Consider the following 20,065-nt stretch of genomic DNA (forward strand, 5'->3'; position numbering starts at 1 on the left):
AAACCACCATGTCTGAAGGCTGGAATATTGCCGTACTGGGCGCAACGGGCGCCGTAGGCGAAGCCCTGCTCGAAACTCTTGCTGAACGCCAGTTCCCGGTGGGGGAGATTTTTGCTCTGGCGCGCAATGAAAGCGCGGGCGAACATCTGCGTTTTGGTGGCAAGTCAGTGATCGTCAAAGACGCTGCCGAGTTTGACTGGACCCAGGCCCAGTTGGCTTTCTTCGCCGCCGGCGTCGAAGCCAGCGCGGCGTATATTGAAGACGCCACCAACGCCGGGTGTCTGGTTATCGATCTCAGCGGCCTGTTTGCGCTGGAGCCAGACGTACCGCTGGTGGTGCCGGACGTGAATCCGTTCGTGTTAGGCGATTACCGCAACCGCAATCTGATTGCCGTGCCCAATAGCCTGACCAGCCAGCTGCTGACGGCGCTCAAGCCGCTTATCGACCAGGGGGGACTATCGCGGATCAGTGTCACCAACCTGCTCTCCGCCTCGGGGCAGGGGAAAAAAGCGGTGGATGCGCTGGCAGGGCAGAGCGCCAAGCTGCTGAACGGCATCCCCATCGATGAAGACGATTTCTTTGGCCGCCAGCTGGCGTTCAACATGCTGCCGCTGCTGCCGGATCGGGAAGGTAGCGTGCGCGAAGAGCGCCGTATCGTCGATGAAGCGCGCAAAATTCTTCAGGATGATGGGCTGATGATCTCCGCCAACGTGGTCCAGTCGCCGGTCTTCTACGGCCATGCGCAGATGGTGAACTTTGAAGCGATGCGTCCGCTGGCGGCGGAAGAGGCGCGTGACGCCTTTACCCGCGGCGAGGATATCGAACTTTCTGAAGAGGGAGAATTCCCGACCCAGGTTGGCGATGCCTCCGGCAACGCTCGTCTCTCCATCGGCTGCGTGCATAACGATTACGGCATGCCGGAGCAGATTCAGTTCTGGTCCGTCGCGGATAACGTGCGCTTCGGCGGGGCGCTGATGGCGGTGAAAATCGCCGAGAAGCTGATTGAGGAGTACCTGTACTGATGTCTGAGATGGAGCAACAGCCGATCTTTAAAATCGCGCTGGGCATCGAGTACGACGGTAGCAAATATTACGGCTGGCAGCGGCAAAACGAAGTGCGCAGTGTGCAGGAGAAGCTGGAAAAGGCGCTCTCGCAGGTGGCGAACGAACCAATTACCGTCTTTTGCGCTGGCCGCACCGACGCCGGTGTCCATGGCACCGGCCAGGTGGTGCATTTCGAAACCCGGGCGCAGCGTAAAGATGCCGCCTGGACGCTGGGGGTAAATGCGAATTTACCTGGTGACATTGCGGTGCGTTGGGTTAAACATGTGCCGGCGGATTTTCACGCCCGGTTCAGCGCCACGGCGCGCCGTTATCGCTACGTCATCTATAATCATCGCCTGCGCCCGGCGGTGCTAAGTCATGGCGTGACGCATTTTCACCAGCCGCTCGACGCCGAGCGCATGCAGCGCGCTGCGCAGTGTCTGCTGGGCGAGAATGACTTTACCTCGTTTCGCGCGGTACAGTGCCAGTCGCGTACCCCGTGGCGGAATGTGATGCATATTAACGTTACCCGCTACGGCGCGTATGTGGTGGTGGATATCAAAGCGAATGCCTTTGTACATCATATGGTCAGGAATATTGTGGGCAGCCTGATGGAAGTCGGGGCCGGAAACCAGCCAGAGAGCTGGATGGCAGAACTGCTGGCAGCAAAAGACAGGACGCTCGCTGCGGCAACGGCAAAAGCGGAAGGGTTGTATCTGGTGTCGGTGGATTACCCGGCCCACTATGATTTACCGGTGCTGCCAATGGGCCCGCTGTTTCTGGCGGACTAATAGAGTCATTAAGGGTAAAGACAAACATGGACTTGATTCACTTTTTAATTGATTTCATCCTGCATATTGATGTGCACCTTGCCGAACTGGTTGCCCAGTACGGCGTCTGGGTTTATGCCATTCTGTTTTTGATTCTGTTCTGCGAAACCGGGCTGGTGGTGACGCCATTCCTGCCGGGCGATTCCTTGCTGTTCGTCGCGGGGGCGCTCTCGGCGCTGCCGACGAACGATCTCAATGTTCACCTGATGGTACTGCTGATGGTCATCGCGGCCATCGTCGGCGATGCGGTCAACTACACCATTGGCCGACTGTTCGGCGAGAAGCTGTTTAGTAATCCGAACTCGAAGATTTTCCGTCGTAGCTATCTGGATAAAACCCATAGCTTCTATGAACGTCACGGCGGAAAAACCATTATCCTGGCGCGCTTTGTGCCGATAGTCCGAACCTTCGCGCCGTTTGTGGCGGGAATGGGGCATATGTCCTATCGTCATTTTGCAGCCTATAACGTGGTCGGGGCGCTGCTGTGGGTGCTGCTGTTCACCTACGCCGGCTATCTGTTTGGCGATCTGCCGGTGGTGCAGGAGAACCTGAAGCTGCTGATCGTGGCGATCATCGTCCTCTCCGTCCTGCCGGGTGTGATTGAGATCATCCGCCATAAGCGGGCGGCGTCAAAGCAGGCGAAGTAGTTCGCCCTGCGCTGCGCGTGACCGAACATGATCGTCGCGCGCAGCGGTTTGACCACTTTTTTATCCCATGTTCCGGGATGATATGATTTAATGTGCAACATTCATGGTCTGTAAGAGGCAAAAATGGCATTATGCGCCCCTTACGACAAAACTGGCATCGACCAGGTTCAGGCAGAAAGGTTATCAATGAGCTGGATTGAACGAATTAAAAGCAACATCACTCCCACCCGCAAGGCGAGCATTCCTGAGGGTGTATGGACCAAGTGCGATAGCTGCGGTCAGGTACTCTACCGCGCCGAGCTGGAGCGCAACCTGGAGGTTTGTCCTAAGTGCGATCACCATATGCGCATGTCGGCGCGTAATCGCCTGCATAGCCTGTTGGATGAAGGTTCTCTGGTAGAACTGGGTAGCGAACTTGAGCCAAAAGATGTGCTGAAGTTCCGCGATTCAAAAAAATACAAAGACCGCCTGGCGTCCGCTCAGAAAGAGACGGGCGAGAAAGACGCGCTGGTGGTAATGAAAGGTACGCTCTACGCGATGCCGGTGGTTGCCGCCGCCTTTGAGTTCTCCTTTATGGGGGGCTCGATGGGTTCCGTCGTCGGCGCACGCTTTGTGCGCGCCGTGGAGCAGGCGCTGGAAGACAACTGCCCGCTGATCTGCTTCTCCGCCTCCGGCGGCGCCCGTATGCAGGAAGCGCTGATGTCGCTGATGCAGATGGCGAAAACCTCCGCCGCACTGGCGAAAATGCAGGAGCGTGGGCTGCCGTACATCTCCGTGCTGACCGACCCGACCATGGGCGGCGTATCGGCGAGCTTTGCGATGCTGGGCGATCTGAACATTGCCGAGCCGAAAGCGCTGATCGGCTTTGCCGGTCCTCGCGTAATTGAGCAGACCGTACGCGAGAAGCTGCCGCCGGGATTCCAGCGCAGCGAGTTTCTGATTGAAAAAGGGGCGATCGATATGATCGTTCGCCGCCCGGAAATGCGTCTCAAGCTGGCCAGCATTCTGGCGAAGCTGATGAACCTGCCGGCGCCGGTTGCCGCTTCGGAAGCGCTTCATGAAGGCGTGGTGGTGCCGCCGGCACCGGATCAGGAACCTGAGGCCTGATAAGCAGAGGGCAGGGCCTGGCGGCGCTGCCCTTTTTTATTCATACGCGTTAACCGTCAATTCTTACGGGCATCATGGAAAAAGATCCTATTCCTCAGGCCACGTCGCCCCTGGCTACGTGGCTTTCTTATCTGGAACATCTGCACAGTAAAACCATCGACCTGGGGCTGGCACGCGTCAGCGAGGTCGCCGGGCAGATGGATATCGTTAAACCGGCGCCATTTGTTTTTACCGTCGCGGGCACCAATGGCAAAGGCACCACCTGTCGCACGCTGGAAACCGTCCTGATGGCGGCCGGCTATAAAGTGGGGGTCTACAGCTCCCCGCATCTGGTGCGCTACACCGAACGTGTGCGCATTCAGGGAGCGGAACTGCCGGAGGCCGCGCATACGGCCTCGTTTGCTGAAATCGAAGCCGCGCGCGGTGACATCTCGTTGACCTATTTTGAGTACGGCACGCTCTCGGCGCTATGGCTGTTTAAGCAGGCGCAGCTGGATGTGGTGATCCTTGAGGTCGGGCTGGGTGGCCGTCTCGACGCCACCAATATCGTAGATGCCGACGTCGCGGTGGTCACCAGCATCGCCCTCGATCATACCGACTGGCTGGGGCCGGATCGCGAAAGTATCGGCCGGGAAAAAGCGGGTATCTTTCGCGCCGGTAAACCGGCGGTGGTGGGTGAGCCGGATATGCCGCACACCATTGCCGACGTGGCCAGCGAGAAAGGCGCGCTGCTCCAGCGCCGCGGCGTCGACTGGTGCTATGAGGTGGAGGACGAGACTTGGTCCTTCCGCGACGCGGCCGGGGCGTTAAGCCGCCTGCCGTTGCCTCAGGTGCCGTTGCCGAATGCGGCGACGGCCGTGGCGGCGCTGCGCGCCAGCGGGCTTGCCGTGGATGACGCCATCCTACGCGATGGGATCCGCGACGCGATGCTGCCGGGCCGTTTTCAGATAATCAGCGATGCCCCGCGGGTGATCCTCGATGTAGCGCATAACCCGCACGCGGCGGCCTATCTCGCCGGGCGTCTCAAAACGTTAGCGAAAACGGGACGCGTGCTGGCGGTTATTGGTATGCTGCATGATAAGGACATTGCCGGTACGCTGGCCAATCTGGCCCCGGAAGTCGACGCCTGGTACTGCGCGCCGCTGGAAGGCCCGCGCGGCGCGACGGCGGAGCAGCTGTTGGAACATTTGCGTGGCGGCACAGTCTATACCAGCGTGGCGCAGGCGTGGCATGCGGCCATGGCTGACGCTAAAGTGGAAGATACCGTGCTGGTGTGTGGTTCGTTTCACACCGTAGCGCAGGTTATGGAAGAGATAGACGCGGGGAGAATCGGTGGCGAGTAAGTTTCAGAACCGTTTAGTCGGGACAATCGTGCTGGTGGCGCTGGGGGTGATTATCCTGCCAGGGCTGCTGGACGGGCAGAAAAAGCATTACCAGGATGAGTTTGCCGCGATCCCGCTGGTGCCGAAACCGGGCGATCGCGATGAACCGGATATGTTGCCAGCGGCGACCCAGGCGTTGCCTTCGCAACCGCCGGAAGGAGCGGCGGAAGAGGTGCGGGCGGGCGATGCCGCCGCGCCATCGTTAGATCCATCGCGTATTCCGGTGAACAGCAACAGCTTCGATGACGTTCAGGAGCCGGTGGTGGCCGCGAAACCGCAGCCCAAGCCGCAGCCGAAACCACAGCCGCAGCCGCAACAGCAGGCCGCGACGCCAACGCCGCCGTCGGCTAAGCCACAGCAGCAACAGCCACCGCAGCAGCAGGCGGCCCTGCCGGCGCCGACCGGGAAAGCCTATGTTGTTCAGCTGGGCGCGTTGAAGAACGCCGATAAGGTGAATGAGATTGTGGGTAAACTGCGGGCCTCGGGGTTCAAAGTCTATACGTCGCCTTCGACGCCGGTACAGGGTAAAATTACCCGCATCCTCGTCGGCCCGGATGCGTCAAAAGACAAGCTGAAAGGCCAGCTGGGCGATCTACAGCAGATCTCCGGGCTTAGCGGGGTCGTGATGGGATTCACCCCAAACTGATTGTTTTTTCCGCCATGCGGAGAGAACGTGGCGGGGAGAAACGCCCCGCAAACCCTGTCTCAGCCGCCCTCAAGAGGCGAAAGGCAGTCTGGCGTTGAATGTTTTTTCAGCGCCATTTTTATTTCTGTAGGGCATGGAAATCCCTACGCAAACGTTTTCTTTTTCTGTTAGAATGCGCCCCGAACTGGACGACAGGGCGTAAATCGTGGGACGTATATGGTCTGGATTGATTACGCCATTATGGCGGTGCTGGGTCTTTCTTGCCTGGTCAGCCTGATCCGCGGCTTTGTTCGCGAAGCTTTATCGTTAGTGACGTGGGGTTGCGCGTTTTATGTCGCCAGCCATTACTACGCTGACCTGTCTGTCTGGTTTACGGGCTTTGAGGATGAACGGGTTCGAAATGGGATTGCTATTGCGGCGCTGTTTATCGTGACGCTCATCGTTGGCGCTATCGTGAACTATGTGATAGGCCAGCTGGTGGAGAAGACCGGTTTGTCAGGAACCGACAGGGTATTGGGGATCTGCTTCGGCGCGCTACGTGGGGTGCTGATCATCGCCGCTATCTTGTTCTTCCTGGACACCTTTACCGGGATGGCGAAGAGCGATGACTGGCATCAGTCGCAGTTTATTCCCTATTTTACCCCTGTCATCAGATGGTTTTTTGAATACCTGCAAAGCTCGTCAAGTTTCTTGCCTAAAGTATAGACTTTGGGTCGTTGCTGAACGAGGAAAAGACGTATGTGCGGTATTGTCGGTATCGCCGGTGTTATGCCGGTTAACCAGTCGATTTATGATGCGCTAACGGTGCTCCAGCACCGTGGACAGGATGCCGCTGGCATCATCACCATTGATGCCAACAACTGCTTCCGGTTGCGTAAGGCTAACGGGCTGGTAAGCGACGTATTCGAAGCCCGCCACATGCAGCGTATGCAGGGCAATATGGGTATTGGCCACGTGCGTTATCCTACGGCGGGCAGCTCCAGCGCCTCCGAGGCGCAGCCGTTTTACGTTAACTCGCCGTATGGCATCACATTGGCGCATAACGGCAACCTGACCAATGCGCACGAGCTGCGTAAAAAGCTGTTTGAAGAAAAACGCCGCCATATCAATACCACCTCTGATTCCGAAATCCTCCTCAATATTTTCGCCAGTGAGCTGGATAACTTCCGTCACTACCCGCTGGAAGCGGACAACATCTTCGCTGCGATTGCGGCGACCAACCGTCTGATCCGCGGCGCGTACGCGTGCGTCGCGATGATCATCGGTCATGGCATGGTGGCCTTCCGCGACCCTAACGGCATTCGTCCGCTGGTGCTGGGTAAACGTGACGTTGGCGACGGCCGCACCGAGTATATGGTGGCCTCGGAAAGCGTGGCGCTTGATACGCTTGGTTTTGAATTCCTGCGCGATGTCGCGCCGGGCGAAGCGGTCTATATTACTGAGAAAGGCCAGCTGTATACCCGTCAGTGTGCCGATAATCCGGTCAGCAACCCATGCTTGTTCGAGTACGTCTATTTTGCCCGTCCGGACTCGTTTATTGACAAAATTTCCGTCTACAGCGCCCGCGTCAACATGGGGACTAAGCTGGGCGAAAAGATTGCCCGCGAGTGGGAAGATCTGGATATTGACGTCGTTATCCCGATCCCGGAGACCTCCTGCGACATCGCGCTGGAAATCGCCCGCATTCTCGACAAACCTTATCGTCAGGGCTTTGTGAAGAACCGCTACGTCGGCCGGACGTTTATCATGCCCGGTCAGCAGCTGCGTCGTAAATCTGTTCGCCGTAAGCTCAACGCCAACCGTGCGGAATTCCGCGATAAGAACGTGCTGCTGGTCGATGATTCCATTGTACGCGGCACCACCTCGGAGCAGATCATTGAGATGGCGCGCGAAGCGGGGGCGAAAAAAGTGTATCTGGCCTCCGCTGCGCCGGAAATTCGTTTCCCGAACGTGTATGGTATCGATATGCCGACCGCCAACGAACTGATCGCCCATGGCCGCGAAGTGGATGAGATCCGCCAGATCATCGGCGCCGATGGCCTGATTTTCCAGGATCTCAACGATCTGATCGACGCAGTGCGCGCGGAGAACCCGGATATTCAACAGTTTGAATGTTCTGTCTTCAACGGCGTATATGTGACCCGGGATGTCGACCAGCAGTACCTCGACTATCTTGACTCCCTGCGTAACGATGATGCCAAAGCGGTCCAGCTGCAGAACGAAGTCGAAAACCTCGAGATGCACAACGAGGGTTAACCCGTTCGCGCGTCGCGGCCCGCTGCTCCTGAGGGACGGCGGGCTTTTTTTCGCCCATCAACTGCGCATCAATAGTTGCGCCAGAGGCTATAATCCGGCAAAGTCTGCGGCACACGCGCAAGGGGTAACAGAACGTGAAACGACTGATTATTGGCATTTCTGGCGCCAGCGGCGCTATCTATGGCGTGCGGATGCTGCAGGTGTTGCGGGATGTGCCGGAGATTGAGACCCATCTGATCCTCAGCCAGGCGGCACGGCAAACGCTGGCCCTCGAGACCGACTTCAGCGTGCGCGACGTGCAGGCGCTGGCCGATGTGGTGCATGACGCCCGCGATATCGCCGCCAGTATCTCTTCCGGTTCGTTTAAAACCGCCGGTATGGTGATTTTACCCTGCTCAATGAAAACGCTCTCTGGCATTGTCCATAGCTATACGGATGGCCTATTGACGCGGGCGGCCGATGTCGTGCTGAAGGAGCGTCGTCCGCTGGTGCTCTGCGTGCGGGAGACCCCGTTCCATCTCGGCCATCTGCGACTGCTGGTTCAGGCCGCGGAGCTCGGGGCGGTGATAATGCCGCCGGTGCCGGCCTTTTATCATCGGCCGCAAAGCCTGGATGATGTCATCAACCAAACCGTCAACCGGGTGCTCGATCAGTTCGATATTAGCCTGTCTCAAGACTTGTTTACTCGCTGGCAGGGGGCACAGGATTGCACTAAATAAGTGCAGCCAATGTACGCTTGCGCCGCAGTGGTGCAAATTTGTCGTCCCGATCAAATCCTCGACATTTATTTCGTCTTTTTGCGCTGAGGCACTGCGGTTTCGCCAGTAATGCTGGTATCTTCCCTTCCAAGACAATCCTGCAACTTTATTTTAACAAATTTAACCCTGTTCCCGGCACGCACCGGGAAGATGGCACAAAAACTGCAGGATTGATCGGCAATCACCATAACAAGCAACGCACCACATCACGACACGACACTTAAGGGTACTGTATGAAGAAGACGATTCTGGCTCTCTCTTTACTCGTGGGAATGAGCAGCACAGCCAGCGTGTTTGCTGCTCTGCCGCAGAGCATTCGCATTGGCACTGACGCGACCTATGCGCCATTTTCGTCGAAAGACGCAAAAGGGGACTTTGTTGGTTTTGATATCGATTTAGGCAATGAACTGTGCTCCCGAATTAAGGTGAAATGTACCTGGGTCGGCAGTGATTTTGACTCCCTGATCCCCTCCCTCAAGGCGAAGAAAATTGACGCCATCATCTCTTCGCTCTCCATTACCGAGAAGCGTCAGCAAGAGATCGCTTTCTCTGACAAGCTTTATGCCGCTGACTCGCGTCTGATCGCCGCCAAAGGGTCGCCGATCCAGCCGACGCTGGAGGCGCTGAAAGGCAAGCACGTCGGGGTGCTGCAAGGTTCTACTCAGGAAGCCTATGCCAATGACCGCTGGCGCAGCCAGGGCGTTGACGTGGTGGCCTACCAGAACCAGGATCTGATCTATTCAGATCTCGCAGCTGGCCGTCTGGATGCGGCGCTGCAGGATGAAGTCGCCGCCAGCGAAGGCTTCCTGAAACAACCTGCCGGGAAAGATTTCGCCTTCGCCGGCCCGTCGGTGAAAGATAAAAAGTACTTTGGCGATGGTACCGGTATCGGTCTGCGTAAGGACGACGTCGAACTGAAAGCTGCGTTTGATAAAGCGCTGGGCGAGATACGTAAAGACGGCACCTACGACAAAATGGCGAAGAAATACTTCGATTTTAACGTTTACGGCGACTAAGACTGCTGCAGGCCCGCACAATAGGGTGGGCCTGCCGCCAGGTTCGTATCCATGCCCCAAAAGGGTGCATCCAAACACGCTGTGGATCTTTTCAGTGCAAAAGCAGCCAGTTTTTTGGCTAAAAAATGCATAGTTAAGCGTTTCTGATGCAAAAAATCGGCCTTTCTGGTGCATAAATCTTTGCCCTCAAGGGGCGAATAATGGCACGATAACTGGCGTAAATAGTTCTAATAAACCCGTTAGAATGACAGTCTGTCGAGGATAGTTATGAAAAAACTGGCGTTGTCTCTCTCTTTAGCGCTGGCCCTTTCCAGCGTTTCCACAGTCTTTGCCGCCATTCCGCAAAAAATTCGTATTGGCACCGATCCGACTTATGCCCCCTTCGAATCGAAGAATGCGCAGGGGGAATTGGTGGGTTTTGATATCGATCTGGCAAAAGAGCTGTGTAAGCGTATTAATACCCAATGTACCTTTGTTGAAAACCCGCTGGATGCACTGATCCCCTCCTTAAAAGCGAAGAAAATCGACGCGATTATGTCTTCGCTGTCGATTACCGAAAAGCGCCAGCAGGAAATTGCCTTCACCGACAAGCTGTACGCGGCAGATTCGCGTCTGGTGGTGAAAAAAGGCAGCCCGGTAACGCCGGATCTCGCCACCCTGAAGGGTAAGCGCGTGGGTGTGCTGCAGGGGACGACTCAGGAAACCTATGGCAATGAGCACTGGGCGCCGAAAGGTATCGAAATTGTCTCCTATCAGGGGCAGGACAATATCTATTCCGACCTGACCGCCGGCCGTATCGACGCCGCGTTCCAGGATGAGGTCGCGGCCAGTGAAGGGTTCCTGAAACAGCCTATCGGTAAAGATTACCAGTTTGGCGGCCCGTCAATTAAAGACGAGAAGCTGTTCGGCGTCGGTACCGGTATGGGGCTGCGTAAGGAAGACAACGAACTGCGTGAAGCGCTGAATAAGGCGTTTGCAGAGATGCGTAAGGACGGCACCTACGACAAACTGGCGAAAAAATACTTCGATTTTAACGTATACGGCGAATAATTCTCACGCCTCACCATTGCGTGCGTTTCGCGCGCAATGGTGAATGACAGACAGGGTAGGCAGCATGCTGTATGGGTTTTCACAGGTTATTTTGCAGGGTGCGCTCGTCACCCTGGAGCTTGCGCTCAGCTCGGTCGTTCTCGCCGTCCTGATAGGGCTGGCGGGCGCTGGCGCAAAGTTATCGAGCAACCGTCCTCTGGCGCTGGTATTTGAAGGCTATACCACACTGATTCGCGGCGTGCCCGATCTGGTGCTGATGCTGCTGATTTTCTATGGCCTGCAGATTGCGCTGAACAGCGTCACCGATGCGCTGGGCATGGCGCAGTTTGATATCGATCCGATGATCGCCGGGATTATTACCCTCGGCTTTATCTATGGCGCCTATTTTACGGAAACTTTCCGCGGCGCCTACCTTGCGGTGCCGAAGGGGCATATCGAAGCGGCTACCGCCTTTGGCTTTAGCGGCGGGCAGACGTTCCGGCGTATTCTGTTCCCGGCGATGATGCGCTACGCGCTGCCGGGGATCGGCAACAACTGGCAGGTTATTCTCAAGGCAACGGCGCTGGTCTCGCTGCTGGGGCTGGAGGATGTGGTCAAAGCCACGCAGCTGGCCGGGAAAAGCACCTGGCAGCCGTTCTATTTCGCCATCGTCTGCGGCCTGATTTATCTGGTGTTTACCACCCTTTCTAATGGCGTACTGCTGCTGCTCGAACGCCGCTATACCGTTGGCGTGAAGAGGGCTGACCTGTGATTGAAATTATTCAGGAGTACTGGAAATCACTGCTGTGGACCGACGGCTATCGCTTTACCGGCGTGGCGATTACCTTATGGTTGCTGATCTCTTCGGTGGTGATGGGCGGCATTCTGGCGGTGTTTCTGGCCATTGGCCGCGTCTCGAGCAATAAATTTATCCAGTTCCCCATCTGGTTGTTCACTTACATCTTTCGCGGCACGCCGCTGTATGTGCAACTGCTGGTTTTTTACTCCGGCATGTATACCCTGGAAATCGTCAAAGGCACGGAGCTGCTGAACGCTTTTTTCCGCAGCGGGCTAAACTGCACGGTGCTGGCGTTAACCCTGAATACCTGCGCCTATACCACTGAAATTTTCGCCGGGGCGATCCGCTCAGTACCTGCCGGAGAAATTGAAGCGGCACGGGCCTACGGCTTCTCGTCCGTCAAACTGTACCGCTGCATTATTCTGCCTTCCGCGCTGCGCATTGCGCTACCGGCCTACAGTAACGAAGTGATCCTGATGCTGCACTCCACCGCGCTGGCGTTTACCGCTACGGTGCCGGATCTGCTGAAAATCGCTCGCGATATTAACTCCGCGACCTATCAGCCGTTCACCGCCTTTGGCATCGCCGCGGTGCTCTATTTAATTATCTCGTATGTGCTGATTAGCTTGTTCCGTAAAGCGGAAAAGCGCTGGTTGCAGCATATCAAACCTTCTTCGACGCATTGAGAACGCCATGTCCGACAATAAATTAAACGTTATCGATCTGCACAAACGCTATGGGGAACACGAGGTGCTGAAGGGCGTCTCCCTGCAGGCGAAAGCCGGGGACGTTATCAGTATCATCGGTTCATCGGGTTCCGGAAAAAGTACCTTTTTGCGCTGCATTAACTTCCTTGAAAAACCGAGCGAAGGCACGATCGTCGTCAGTGGCCAGAATATTGGCCTGGTGCGGGATAAGGACGGCCAGCTGAAGGTGGCTGATAAGAACCAGCTGCGCCTGCTGCGCACCCGCCTGACCATGGTGTTCCAGCATTTCAATCTGTGGAGCCATATGACGGTGCTGGAGAACGTCATGGAGGCGCCGATTCAGGTGCTGGGCTTAAGCAAACAGGAAGCGCGCGATCGCGCGGTAAAATACCTGGCCAAGGTCGGGATTGACGAACGTCAGCAGGCGAAATACCCGGTGCATCTCTCCGGTGGCCAGCAGCAGCGTGTCTCGATTGCCCGCGCGCTGGCGATGGAGCCGGAAGTGCTGCTGTTTGATGAGCCAACGTCCGCGCTGGATCCGGAACTGGTGGGCGAAGTGTTGCGTATCATGCAGCAGCTGGCGGAAGAGGGAAAAACCATGGTGGTGGTGACCCACGAAATGGGCTTTGCCCGCCACGTCTCTTCGCATGTTATTTTCCTGCATCAGGGCAAAATTGAAGAAGAAGGGCATCCGGACGCGCTGTTTGGCGCGCCGAAAAGCCCGCGCCTGCAGCAGTTTCTGAAAGGGTCGCTGAAATAACCGGCTCACCCGGCGTCTGTAGGCGTCGGGTGAACTTCCCGCTCCAGCCGATAGATCCAGTCATCGTAATCGATGCCGTTCAGATGATAGGCTTTCTCCAGCACCTGGGTGCGCACAAAGCCTTGCTTCTCCAGCAGGCGCGATGAGCCATGATTTTCACTCAGCACCCAGGCATTGATGGCCTGCACCCCCAGCGTGCTGAAACCATAATCGCAGATCGCGCGCAGCGCTTCGCTGGCATAGCCTCTTCCCTGAGCCTGCGGTAACAGGGCGTAGCCGACGTCAGCCTCGTGCGGATTTTTCGGACTGATGCGTAGCCCTATATCGCCCAGCGCGTCGCCGCGTTTATCACGCAAAACAAACACCCCGGGATCGGCACAGCGGCTGGCAAATACGCTGCGTAGCGCCGTCTCGCTTAACACTTCCCCCATAAAACGCATCACCAGCGGATCCTGGCGCAGGCGCAGAAAAAAGGGCCAGTCATCGGTAACAAAGCGGGTAAGCGAAAGGCGTGGTGTGGTGATGGTTGTCATAAAGCAGTCAATACGCAGAAAGAAAAGCCTACCTTAGCACTTTGCTTCGCCAGGTAACATCGGCGAACCGGCCGGCTGGCGGTGAATTCAGGCGATTAAGGGCGCTGGTTGTCCTGAATATGGCGATGCTGCAGCGCCAGGGGGAGGCCATCCAGGCGTGGAGCATGAGCCAGCAGAATGGAATCAGGGGAGCCAATGCTCCCCTGTGTCAGCCATTAACTCAGCACATCCTTTAGCGCTTCTTCCAGATCGTACCAGCGGAAGGCGAATCCAGCGGCTTCCAGACGCTTAGGCAGCGCGCGCTGGCCACCGAGCACCAGGACGGCAGACTCACCCATCAGCAGGCGAATAGCAGCGGCAGGAACGCGGAAAATGGCTGGTCGATTGAGCGCATGACCCAAGGCGTGGGCGAACTGTTCGTTATGCACCGGGTAGGGAGAAACCATATTGAACGGACCGCGTAGATCGTTATCCAGCAGCCACAGAATGCCGTTAACCATATCGTCGATATGGATCCAGGCCAGATACTGTCTGCCGCTGCCGATAGGCCCACCGAGGCCGAGCTTAAAGGCGGGCGTCATTTTGCCGAGAATACCGCCCCGCGGGGCCAGTACCACGCCGGTGCGCAGCAGGCAGACGCGGGTACGTTCGCTTTGCGCTTCGCAGGCAATTTGCTCCCAGCGGGCGCAAAGCTTATGGGTAAACTCATTGTGCGGTGGTTCTTCTTCGGTCACCACCACCTCGCCGAGATCGCCGTAGTAGCCGGTGGCAGACCCGCTGATCAGCACGGAGGGAGGCGTGTCGCTGGCGTGGATCAGGCCCACCAACCGCTGAGTGAGATCCCAGCGGCTATGGCACAAGCGTTGTTTCTGCTCGGCCGTCCAGCGTTTATCAGCTATGGGCTCACCTGCCAGATTAATAACGGCATCAATATCATTGAGGTGGTGATGGCCTTCGAAATCGCGCCACAGCGTGACGCGCGGATCGAGGCGGGCGCGGGCGCTATCCGGGTGCCGCGTGGAAACCGTGACGCTATGCCCCAGCTCCAGCAACCGGGGTATCAGATGTCGGCCAATCAGGCCGGTGCCACCCGTAAGCAGGATCTTCATACCACCTCCCTGACATCGTTATCGCCGCCAGCTCATGGTCATCGACACCGAGTCGGCATAGCGTAGCGCATGAAGTTTATCGATCTCCACTTCAGCATATGTGACCCAGTGATGTTCGCATGCGATATTCAGCACATCCTGAGTTAATTTTTCCAGCAACGAGAAACGGCCATTCTCAAGATGGCTGATGATGCGCTTGGTAATGGTGCGGTAGTTCAGCGCATCATTGATGTCTTCGCTATCGCGCGCCTTATCGGCGGGATAGTGAATCGCCACATTCACCACCACGTCCTGGCGGTTGGCGATCTCTTCCTCTTTAATTCCAATAAAAGTACGCAGGCGCAGGTTCTTAATACGAATAATGGCGTCTGGTTGAGACATTGCAGGCTTCCTCCGTGTTGTAAGTTCTGCAATCATACAACAAAGCGCGACGGGCGAGCAGGGGGTTAATAAGGCTGAATTTTTAGCATCGCTTCAATGGTCGCCGGTCGCTGCTTAATGCGCTCATACCAGTTATGCACCGCCGGGTAGTTCGCCAGATCGATACGCTGTCGGACATGGTTGTTGACCCAGGGCCAGGCGGCAATATCGGCGATGCTGTAATGGTCGCCGCCAAGCCACGGACTGGCTTCGAGGCGGTGGTTGAGAACCCCGTACAGTCGCTGGGTTTCCACCTGAAAACGTTCAATGGCATAGGGTACCGTTTGCGGCGCCGAGTGGGCAAAATGCTGATTTTGTCCCAGCATCGGCCCAAGACCGCCGACCTGCCAGAATAGCCATTGCAGAGTAATATAGCGCTCCCGCAGTTCACCGCTCAGCAGCTTGCCGCTTTTCTCCGCCAGATAGAGCAGGATGGCGCCGGACTCGAAGACGCTCAACGGCGCCCCGCCATCGACAGGCATATGGTCGACAATCGCCGGGATTTTGTTATTCGGCGAAATCGCCAGAAACTGTGGATGAAACTGCTCCCCTTTGCCGATATCGACCCGAATTAGCCGATAGGCCAGCTGCGCCTCTTCGAGAAACAGGGTGATTTTGTGGCCGTTTGGGGTGGGTGCATAGTAGAGATCGATCATAATATTTCCCGCCGTCGTGGGTCGCAAACTGTTCGAGTATAGGTGAAGCTGCGCAACCCGGGTGGAAATCCGCGAGCGGCGCATCGGTCTGGAGGCAGCCACGTGATGCTGACGCGCGGACGAGCAGTGACATCCCCGGCAAGCCAGGCTATGTTGGCTTATTGTCCTGTCTACCATCCTTGAGGAAGCCATGAGCCAGCCTGTGATTACCCTGTGGTCCGATGCCGATTTTTTCTCACCGTATGTGATGTCTGTCTATGTCGCCCTGCAGGAAAAGAGCCTGCCTTTTAGCCTTAAAACCGTCGACCTGAACCGCGGCGAACATCTGCAGGCCGGCTGGACGGGCTATACCGCCACCCGTCGCGTACCGCTGCTGGAGGTTGATGATTTCGCGCTGAGCGAGTCCTCGGCGATTACCGAGTATCTAGATGAGCGTTTCGCCCCGCCGGAGTGGGAGCGCATTTACCCGCATGATCTGCAAAAACGCGCCCGCGCCCGGCAGATCCAGGCCTGGCTGCGCAGCGATCTGGTGCCGATTCGTGAAGAGCGATCGACCGCCGTGGTGTTTGGCGGGGCGAAAATGCCGGCCCTCAGCGAGGCAGGCAAGCAATCTGCGGAAAAACTGTTTACCACCGCCGCCATGCTACTGGCCCACGGCGGGCAAAATTTATTTGGCGAATGGTCCATTGCCGACGCCGACCTGGCGCTGATGCTCAATCGTCTGGTTCTCAATGGCGATGAGGTGCCGGAGACGCTGGCCGATTATGCGACTTTTCAGTGGCAACGGGCCTCAATCCAGCGTTACGCCGCGCTTTCCGCCAAACGCGCAGGCTGATCGCCCGCCGCGCTTCCGCTATCATAGTGGCATTGTAACCAGTGGAGATGGAATCTATGAAACTGATGTTTGCCTCCGATATTCACGGTTCGCTGCCCGCTACGGAACGCGTGCTTGAACGGTTCGCGCAAAGCGGCGCCAGGTGGCTTATTATTCTCGGCGATGTGCTCAATCACGGGCCACGCAATGCGCTGCCGGAAGGGTATGCGCCGGCGGAGGTGGCCGAGCGGCTTAACAGCGTGGCGGAGCGCATTATTGCCGTTCGCGGCAATTGCGACAGCGAAGTGGATCAGATGCTACTTCGTTTTCCCATGACCGCGCCCTGGCAACAGGTGCTCAGCGAACGCTACCGCCTGTTTCTGACCCATGGCCATCTTTATAGCCCGGAAAATTTGCCGCCGCTGGACGCTGGCGATGTTCTGGCTTACGGCCATACTCATATTCCGGTTGCGGAAAAACGCGGTGCGATCTACCTGTTTAACCCTGGCTCAGTGAGTATCCCGAAAGGGGGATATTCCGCCAGCTATGGGCTGCTGGATCAGGGGCGTCTGCAGGTTTTAGCACTCAATGATAATCAGGTTATTGCAGAGGTCGCAATTTACCCGTAATTTAGCCCTCAATCATAAAGACGCGCCGCGAGAGCGCTTTCAAAGTAAGGTTTCCTGATGGCGGAACAGAATCATTTGGCAAGCACAGAATGGGTCGATATTGTTAATGAAAACAATGAGGTGATAGCACAATCCAGCCGCGAGCAGATGCGCGCGCAGTGCCTGCGTCACCGGGCGACCTATATCGTCGTTCACGACGGAATGGGAAAAATTCTGGTGCAGCGACGCACCGAGACAAAAGACTTTCATCCGGGCATGCTGGATGCCACCGCCGGAGGCGTCGTTCAGGCCGATGAGCAACTGCTGGAGTCTGCCCGTCGCGAGGCCGAAGAAGAGTTAGGCATCGCGGGAGTACCGTTTGCCGATCACGGTCAGTTTTACTACGAAGATAAGTTCTGTCGCGTCTGGGGAAGCCTGTTCAGCTGCGTCTCGCATGGGCCATTTGCGCTGCAGGAAGAAGAGGTCAGCGAGGTGTGTTGGTTAACGCCGGAAGAGATCACCGCCCGCTGCGATGAATTCACGCCGGACTCGCTGAAAGCGCTGGCGCTGTGGATGACCCGTAACGCGGGTAATGAGTATGATGACGCGGAAGAGGGCGAGTAATACCGCAATCGCGCAGCAGCAACAGCTGCTCGCCTCCTGACGAAAAAAGGCAGCCATCTGGCTGCCTTTTGCTTTTATCTCAGCGGGGAATTACTTCTGCTGCTGAGCTGACTGGATCGCGGTCAGAGCGATGGTATAGACGATATCGTCAACCAGGGCGCCACGAGACAGGTCGTTGACCGGCTTGCGCATACCCTGCAGCATCGGCCCGATGGAGATCAGGTCGGCAGAGCGCTGTACCGCTTTGTACGTGGTGTTACCGGTGTTCAGATCCGGGAAGATGAACACGGTCGCGCGGCCAGCAACCGGCGAATTCGGCGCTTTGGATTTCGCCACGTCAGCCATGACGGCGGCGTCGTACTGCAGCGGGCCATCGATCATCAGGTCAGGACGTTTTTCCTGCGCCAGACGGGTCGCTTCGCGGACTTTCTCAACATCGCTACCCGCGCCGGAGGTACCGGTGGAGTAGGAGAGCATCGCTACGCGCGGTTCGATACCGAAAGCAATGGCGGAGTCAGCGGACTGAATGGCGATTTCCGCCAGCTGTTCTGCCGTCGGATCCGGGTTGATCGCGCAGTCGCCGTAGACATAAACCTGTTCCGGCAGCAGCATGAAGAATACGGAAGAGACCAGCGAGCTGCCCGGTGCGGTTTTGATCAGCTGCAGCGGCGGACGAATGGTGTTGGCGGTGGTGTGAACCGCGCCGGACACCAGGCCGTCGACTTCGTCTTGTTCCAGCATCAGGGTGCCGAGAACCACGTTGTCTTCCAGCTGCTCGCGAGCGACGGCTTCGGTCATGCCCTTGCTCTTACGCAGTTCGACCAGGCGAGCCACGTAGCTTTCGCGAACCACTTCCGGGTCGACGATTTCGATACCCGCGCCCAGCTCAACGCCCTGCGCTGCGGCAACGCGGTTGATCTCATCCGGGTTACCCAGCAGCACACAGGTGGCGATGCCACGTTCCGCACAGATAGCGGCGGCTTTCACGGTACGCGGTTCGTCGCCTTCCGGCAGGACAACGCGTTTGCCGGCTTTGCGCGCCAGCTCGGTCAGCTGGTAGCGGAAGGCTGGCGGGGAGAGACGGCGGCTGCGCTCGGAGGTCGCGGTCAGCGATTCGATCCAGTCGGCGTTGATGTAGTTGGCCACGTATTCCTGAACTTTCTCGATGCGCTCGTGATCGTCAACCGGTACTTCGAGGTTGAAGCTCTGCAGGCTCAGGGAGGTCTGCCAGGTATTGGTATTGACCATAAACACCGGCAGGCCGGTGGCGAAGGCACGTTCGCACAGCTTGCTGATGCGCGCGTCCATTTCATAGCCGCCGGTCAGCAGGATGGCGCCGATTTCCACGCCGTTCATCGCGGCCAGGCAGGCAGCGACCAGCACGTCAGGACGATCTGCCGAGGTGACCAGCAGCGAGCCTGCACGGAAGTGCTCCAGCATGTGTGGGATGCTGCGCGCGCAGAAGGTCACGGATTTCACGCGGCGGGTGTTGATATCGCCTTCGTTGATGATGGTGGCATTCAGGTGATGCGCCATGTCGATCGCGCGGGTGGCGATCAGATCGAAGCTCCACGGCACCGCGCCCAGTACTGGCAGGGAGCTGCCTTTCTGCAGCTGAGCCGGGTCGATCTTCACGACTTTCGCTTTCGACGAGTCGTCGAAGATTTCGGACAGGTCAGGACGGGTACGGCCCTGCTCGTCGACCGGGGCATTCAGTTTGTTGACGATAACGCCGGTAATGCTGGTGTTTTTCGCGCCGCCAAAGCTGTTGCGGGTCAGTTCAATACGCTCGTTCAGCTGCTCTGGCGTATCGGTGCCCTGCGACATCACGAAGACGATTTCCGCGTTCAGCGTTTTGGCGATTTCAAAGTTCAGCGCCTGCGCGAACTGATGCTTACGGGTCGGCACCAGGCCTTCCACCAGTACTACTTCCGCGTCCTGAGTGTTCGCGTGATAGTTGGCGATGATCTCTTCCATCAGCACATCTTTCTGATTGCTGGAGAGCAGAGATTCAACGTGGTTCATCTTCAGCGGTTCAGCGGCGGTGGTCGTGGAGGAGCTGGCGCGAACGATGGTGGTGGTCTGGTCTGGCGCATCGCCACCGGAGCGCGGTTGGGCGATTGGTTTAAAGACGCTCAGACGAACGCCTTTGCGTTCCATAGCACGGATCACACCGAGGCTGACGCTGGTCAGGCCTACGCTGGTACCGGTAGGAATTAACATGATAGTACGGGACACGGTATATCCTCTTTCGTTACCGCCAGTATCAGGCGGGATACAAAACAGCACCACCAGCTACCCGTCATACTTCAAGTTGCATG

The 20,065-nt window shown here is 57.3% G+C and carries 24 protein-coding genes; 18 read left to right on the forward strand and 6 right to left on the reverse strand.

Annotated elements, in window-relative coordinates:
• Positions 1 to 8: 8 nt before the first annotated feature.
• The 9 genes from SP68_RS07130 to SP68_RS07170 all read left to right on the forward strand — a co-directional run bounded on the left by SP68_RS07130 (position 9) and on the right by SP68_RS07170 (position 8,630).
• Complete coding sequence (locus SP68_RS07130; RefSeq protein WP_012967501.1) at positions 9 to 1,022, forward strand: aspartate-semialdehyde dehydrogenase; 1,014 nt, start codon at positions 9 to 11, stop codon at positions 1,020 to 1,022.
• Entirely contained in the window at positions 1,022 to 1,834 is an 813-nt protein-coding gene (gene truA, locus SP68_RS07135; RefSeq protein WP_008803925.1) for a tRNA pseudouridine(38-40) synthase TruA, read from the forward strand. Before SP68_RS07130 ends, truA begins: the two co-directional genes overlap by 1 nt.
• Positions 1,835 to 1,860: 26 nt before the next feature.
• Entirely contained in the window at positions 1,861 to 2,520 is a 660-nt protein-coding gene (locus SP68_RS07140) for a DedA family protein (protein ID WP_008803926.1), read from the forward strand.
• 186 nt (positions 2,521 to 2,706) lie between these two features.
• A complete protein-coding gene (gene accD / locus SP68_RS07145; RefSeq protein WP_040968761.1) occupies positions 2,707 to 3,627 on the forward strand; it encodes an acetyl-CoA carboxylase, carboxyltransferase subunit beta in 921 nt (306 codons plus the stop codon).
• Positions 3,628 to 3,701: 74 nt separating this feature from the next.
• Positions 3,702 to 4,970: a bifunctional tetrahydrofolate synthase/dihydrofolate synthase gene (folC, locus tag SP68_RS07150; protein WP_022066028.1), complete on the forward strand. Its 1,269-nt coding sequence runs from the start codon at positions 3,702 to 3,704 to the stop codon at positions 4,968 to 4,970.
• Positions 4,960 to 5,655, forward strand: a complete 696-nt coding sequence (gene dedD, locus SP68_RS07155; RefSeq protein WP_022066029.1) for a cell division protein DedD — start codon at positions 4,960 to 4,962, stop codon at positions 5,653 to 5,655. The genes folC and dedD overlap by 11 nt, the downstream gene beginning before the upstream one ends.
• A 216-nt stretch (positions 5,656 to 5,871) precedes the next feature.
• Positions 5,872 to 6,360: a colicin V production protein gene (cvpA, locus tag SP68_RS07160; RefSeq protein ID WP_002913214.1), complete on the forward strand. Its 489-nt coding sequence runs from the start codon at positions 5,872 to 5,874 to the stop codon at positions 6,358 to 6,360.
• A gap of 33 nt (positions 6,361 to 6,393) precedes the next feature.
• Positions 6,394 to 7,911 (forward strand): amidophosphoribosyltransferase, encoded by a 1,518-nt coding sequence (gene purF, locus SP68_RS07165; RefSeq protein WP_002913213.1) that lies wholly within the window; start codon positions 6,394 to 6,396, stop codon positions 7,909 to 7,911.
• Between the two features lie 134 nt (positions 7,912 to 8,045).
• Positions 8,046 to 8,630, forward strand: coding sequence for a UbiX family flavin prenyltransferase (locus SP68_RS07170; RefSeq protein WP_008803929.1), 585 nt, complete (start codon positions 8,046 to 8,048; stop codon positions 8,628 to 8,630).
• Between the two features lie 65 nt (positions 8,631 to 8,695).
• Here the strand turns inward: SP68_RS07170 and SP68_RS28205 are convergent, their stop codons facing one another.
• Complete coding sequence (locus SP68_RS28205) at positions 8,696 to 8,857, reverse strand: hypothetical protein (RefSeq protein ID WP_012540975.1); 162 nt, start codon at positions 8,855 to 8,857, stop codon at positions 8,696 to 8,698.
• Positions 8,858 to 8,902: 45 nt separating this feature from the next.
• Here SP68_RS28205 and argT point away from each other — a divergent pair, with 45 nt between their 5' ends.
• The 5 genes from argT (at position 8,903) to hisP (ending at position 12,980) form a co-directional block, all read left to right on the forward strand.
• Positions 8,903 to 9,685, forward strand: coding sequence for a lysine/arginine/ornithine ABC transporter substrate-binding protein ArgT (gene argT, locus SP68_RS07175; protein ID WP_008803930.1), 783 nt, complete (start codon positions 8,903 to 8,905; stop codon positions 9,683 to 9,685).
• 267 nt (positions 9,686 to 9,952) lie between these two features.
• The gene (gene hisJ, locus SP68_RS07180; RefSeq protein ID WP_002913209.1) at positions 9,953 to 10,735 is read left to right on the forward strand and encodes a histidine ABC transporter substrate-binding protein HisJ; all 783 of its coding nucleotides are present in this window, start codon (positions 9,953 to 9,955) and stop codon (positions 10,733 to 10,735) included.
• 64 nt (positions 10,736 to 10,799) lie between these two features.
• Positions 10,800 to 11,486 carry a histidine ABC transporter permease HisQ gene (locus SP68_RS07185; protein ID WP_004201769.1) on the forward strand — a complete coding sequence of 229 codons (687 nt, stop codon included), beginning with the start codon at positions 10,800 to 10,802 and terminating at the stop codon, positions 11,484 to 11,486.
• Complete coding sequence (hisM, locus tag SP68_RS07190; RefSeq protein ID WP_002913207.1) at positions 11,483 to 12,199, forward strand: histidine ABC transporter permease HisM; 717 nt, start codon at positions 11,483 to 11,485, stop codon at positions 12,197 to 12,199. The genes SP68_RS07185 and hisM overlap by 4 nt, the downstream gene beginning before the upstream one ends.
• Positions 12,200 to 12,206: 7 nt before the next feature.
• Positions 12,207 to 12,980: a histidine ABC transporter ATP-binding protein HisP gene (hisP, locus tag SP68_RS07195; protein WP_008803931.1), complete on the forward strand. Its 774-nt coding sequence runs from the start codon at positions 12,207 to 12,209 to the stop codon at positions 12,978 to 12,980.
• 5 nt (positions 12,981 to 12,985) lie between these two features.
• Here the strand turns inward: hisP and SP68_RS07200 are convergent, their stop codons facing one another.
• Positions 12,986 to 13,513, reverse strand: a complete 528-nt coding sequence (locus tag SP68_RS07200; protein ID WP_022066030.1) for a GNAT family N-acetyltransferase — start codon at positions 13,511 to 13,513, stop codon at positions 12,986 to 12,988.
• A 119-nt stretch (positions 13,514 to 13,632) separates the two neighbouring features.
• On the opposite strand from SP68_RS07200, the gene SP68_RS28210 reads away from it, so the two are divergent.
• Positions 13,633 to 13,749, forward strand: coding sequence for a hypothetical protein (locus SP68_RS28210; protein WP_004217247.1), 117 nt, complete (start codon positions 13,633 to 13,635; stop codon positions 13,747 to 13,749).
• Here the strand turns inward: SP68_RS28210 and SP68_RS07205 are convergent.
• From SP68_RS07205 to yfcG, 3 genes are all read right to left on the reverse strand, one after another.
• On the reverse strand, positions 13,729 to 14,622 hold the full coding sequence (locus SP68_RS07205) for a TIGR01777 family oxidoreductase (RefSeq protein ID WP_022066031.1): 894 nt from the start codon (positions 14,620 to 14,622) through the stop codon (positions 13,729 to 13,731). The genes SP68_RS28210 and SP68_RS07205 overlap by 21 nt on opposite strands.
• Positions 14,623 to 14,640: 18 nt before the next feature.
• Positions 14,641 to 15,003 carry a dihydroneopterin triphosphate 2'-epimerase gene (gene folX, locus SP68_RS07210; RefSeq protein ID WP_002913200.1) on the reverse strand — a complete coding sequence of 121 codons (363 nt, stop codon included), beginning with the start codon at positions 15,001 to 15,003 and terminating at the stop codon, positions 14,641 to 14,643.
• Between the two features lie 65 nt (positions 15,004 to 15,068).
• The gene (gene yfcG, locus SP68_RS07215; RefSeq protein WP_012967506.1) at positions 15,069 to 15,698 is read right to left on the reverse strand and encodes a GSH-dependent disulfide bond oxidoreductase; all 630 of its coding nucleotides are present in this window, start codon (positions 15,696 to 15,698) and stop codon (positions 15,069 to 15,071) included.
• Between the two features lie 190 nt (positions 15,699 to 15,888).
• Here yfcG and yfcF point away from each other — a divergent pair, with 190 nt between their 5' ends.
• The 3 genes from yfcF to yfcD are packed head-to-tail and all read left to right on the forward strand — an operon-like array spanning position 15,889 to position 17,744.
• Positions 15,889 to 16,533 (forward strand): glutathione transferase, encoded by a 645-nt coding sequence (gene yfcF, locus SP68_RS07220; RefSeq protein WP_022066032.1) that lies wholly within the window; start codon positions 15,889 to 15,891, stop codon positions 16,531 to 16,533.
• A gap of 56 nt (positions 16,534 to 16,589) precedes the next feature.
• Positions 16,590 to 17,141, forward strand: coding sequence for a phosphodiesterase (gene yfcE / locus SP68_RS07225; protein ID WP_012967508.1), 552 nt, complete (start codon positions 16,590 to 16,592; stop codon positions 17,139 to 17,141).
• A gap of 57 nt (positions 17,142 to 17,198) precedes the next feature.
• Positions 17,199 to 17,744: an NUDIX hydrolase YfcD gene (gene yfcD / locus SP68_RS07230; protein ID WP_012540981.1), complete on the forward strand. Its 546-nt coding sequence runs from the start codon at positions 17,199 to 17,201 to the stop codon at positions 17,742 to 17,744.
• Positions 17,745 to 17,834: 90 nt separating this feature from the next.
• Here yfcD and pta read toward each other — a convergent pair whose 3' ends face one another.
• Positions 17,835 to 19,982 (reverse strand): phosphate acetyltransferase, encoded by a 2,148-nt coding sequence (gene pta, locus SP68_RS07235; RefSeq protein WP_012967509.1) that lies wholly within the window; start codon positions 19,980 to 19,982, stop codon positions 17,835 to 17,837.
• Positions 19,983 to 20,065: the final 83 nt, after the last annotated feature.

The sequence above is a fragment of the Klebsiella variicola genome (assembly GCF_000828055.2).
In the GTDB taxonomy this organism is placed as follows: Bacteria; Pseudomonadota; Gammaproteobacteria; order Enterobacterales; family Enterobacteriaceae; genus Klebsiella; species Klebsiella variicola.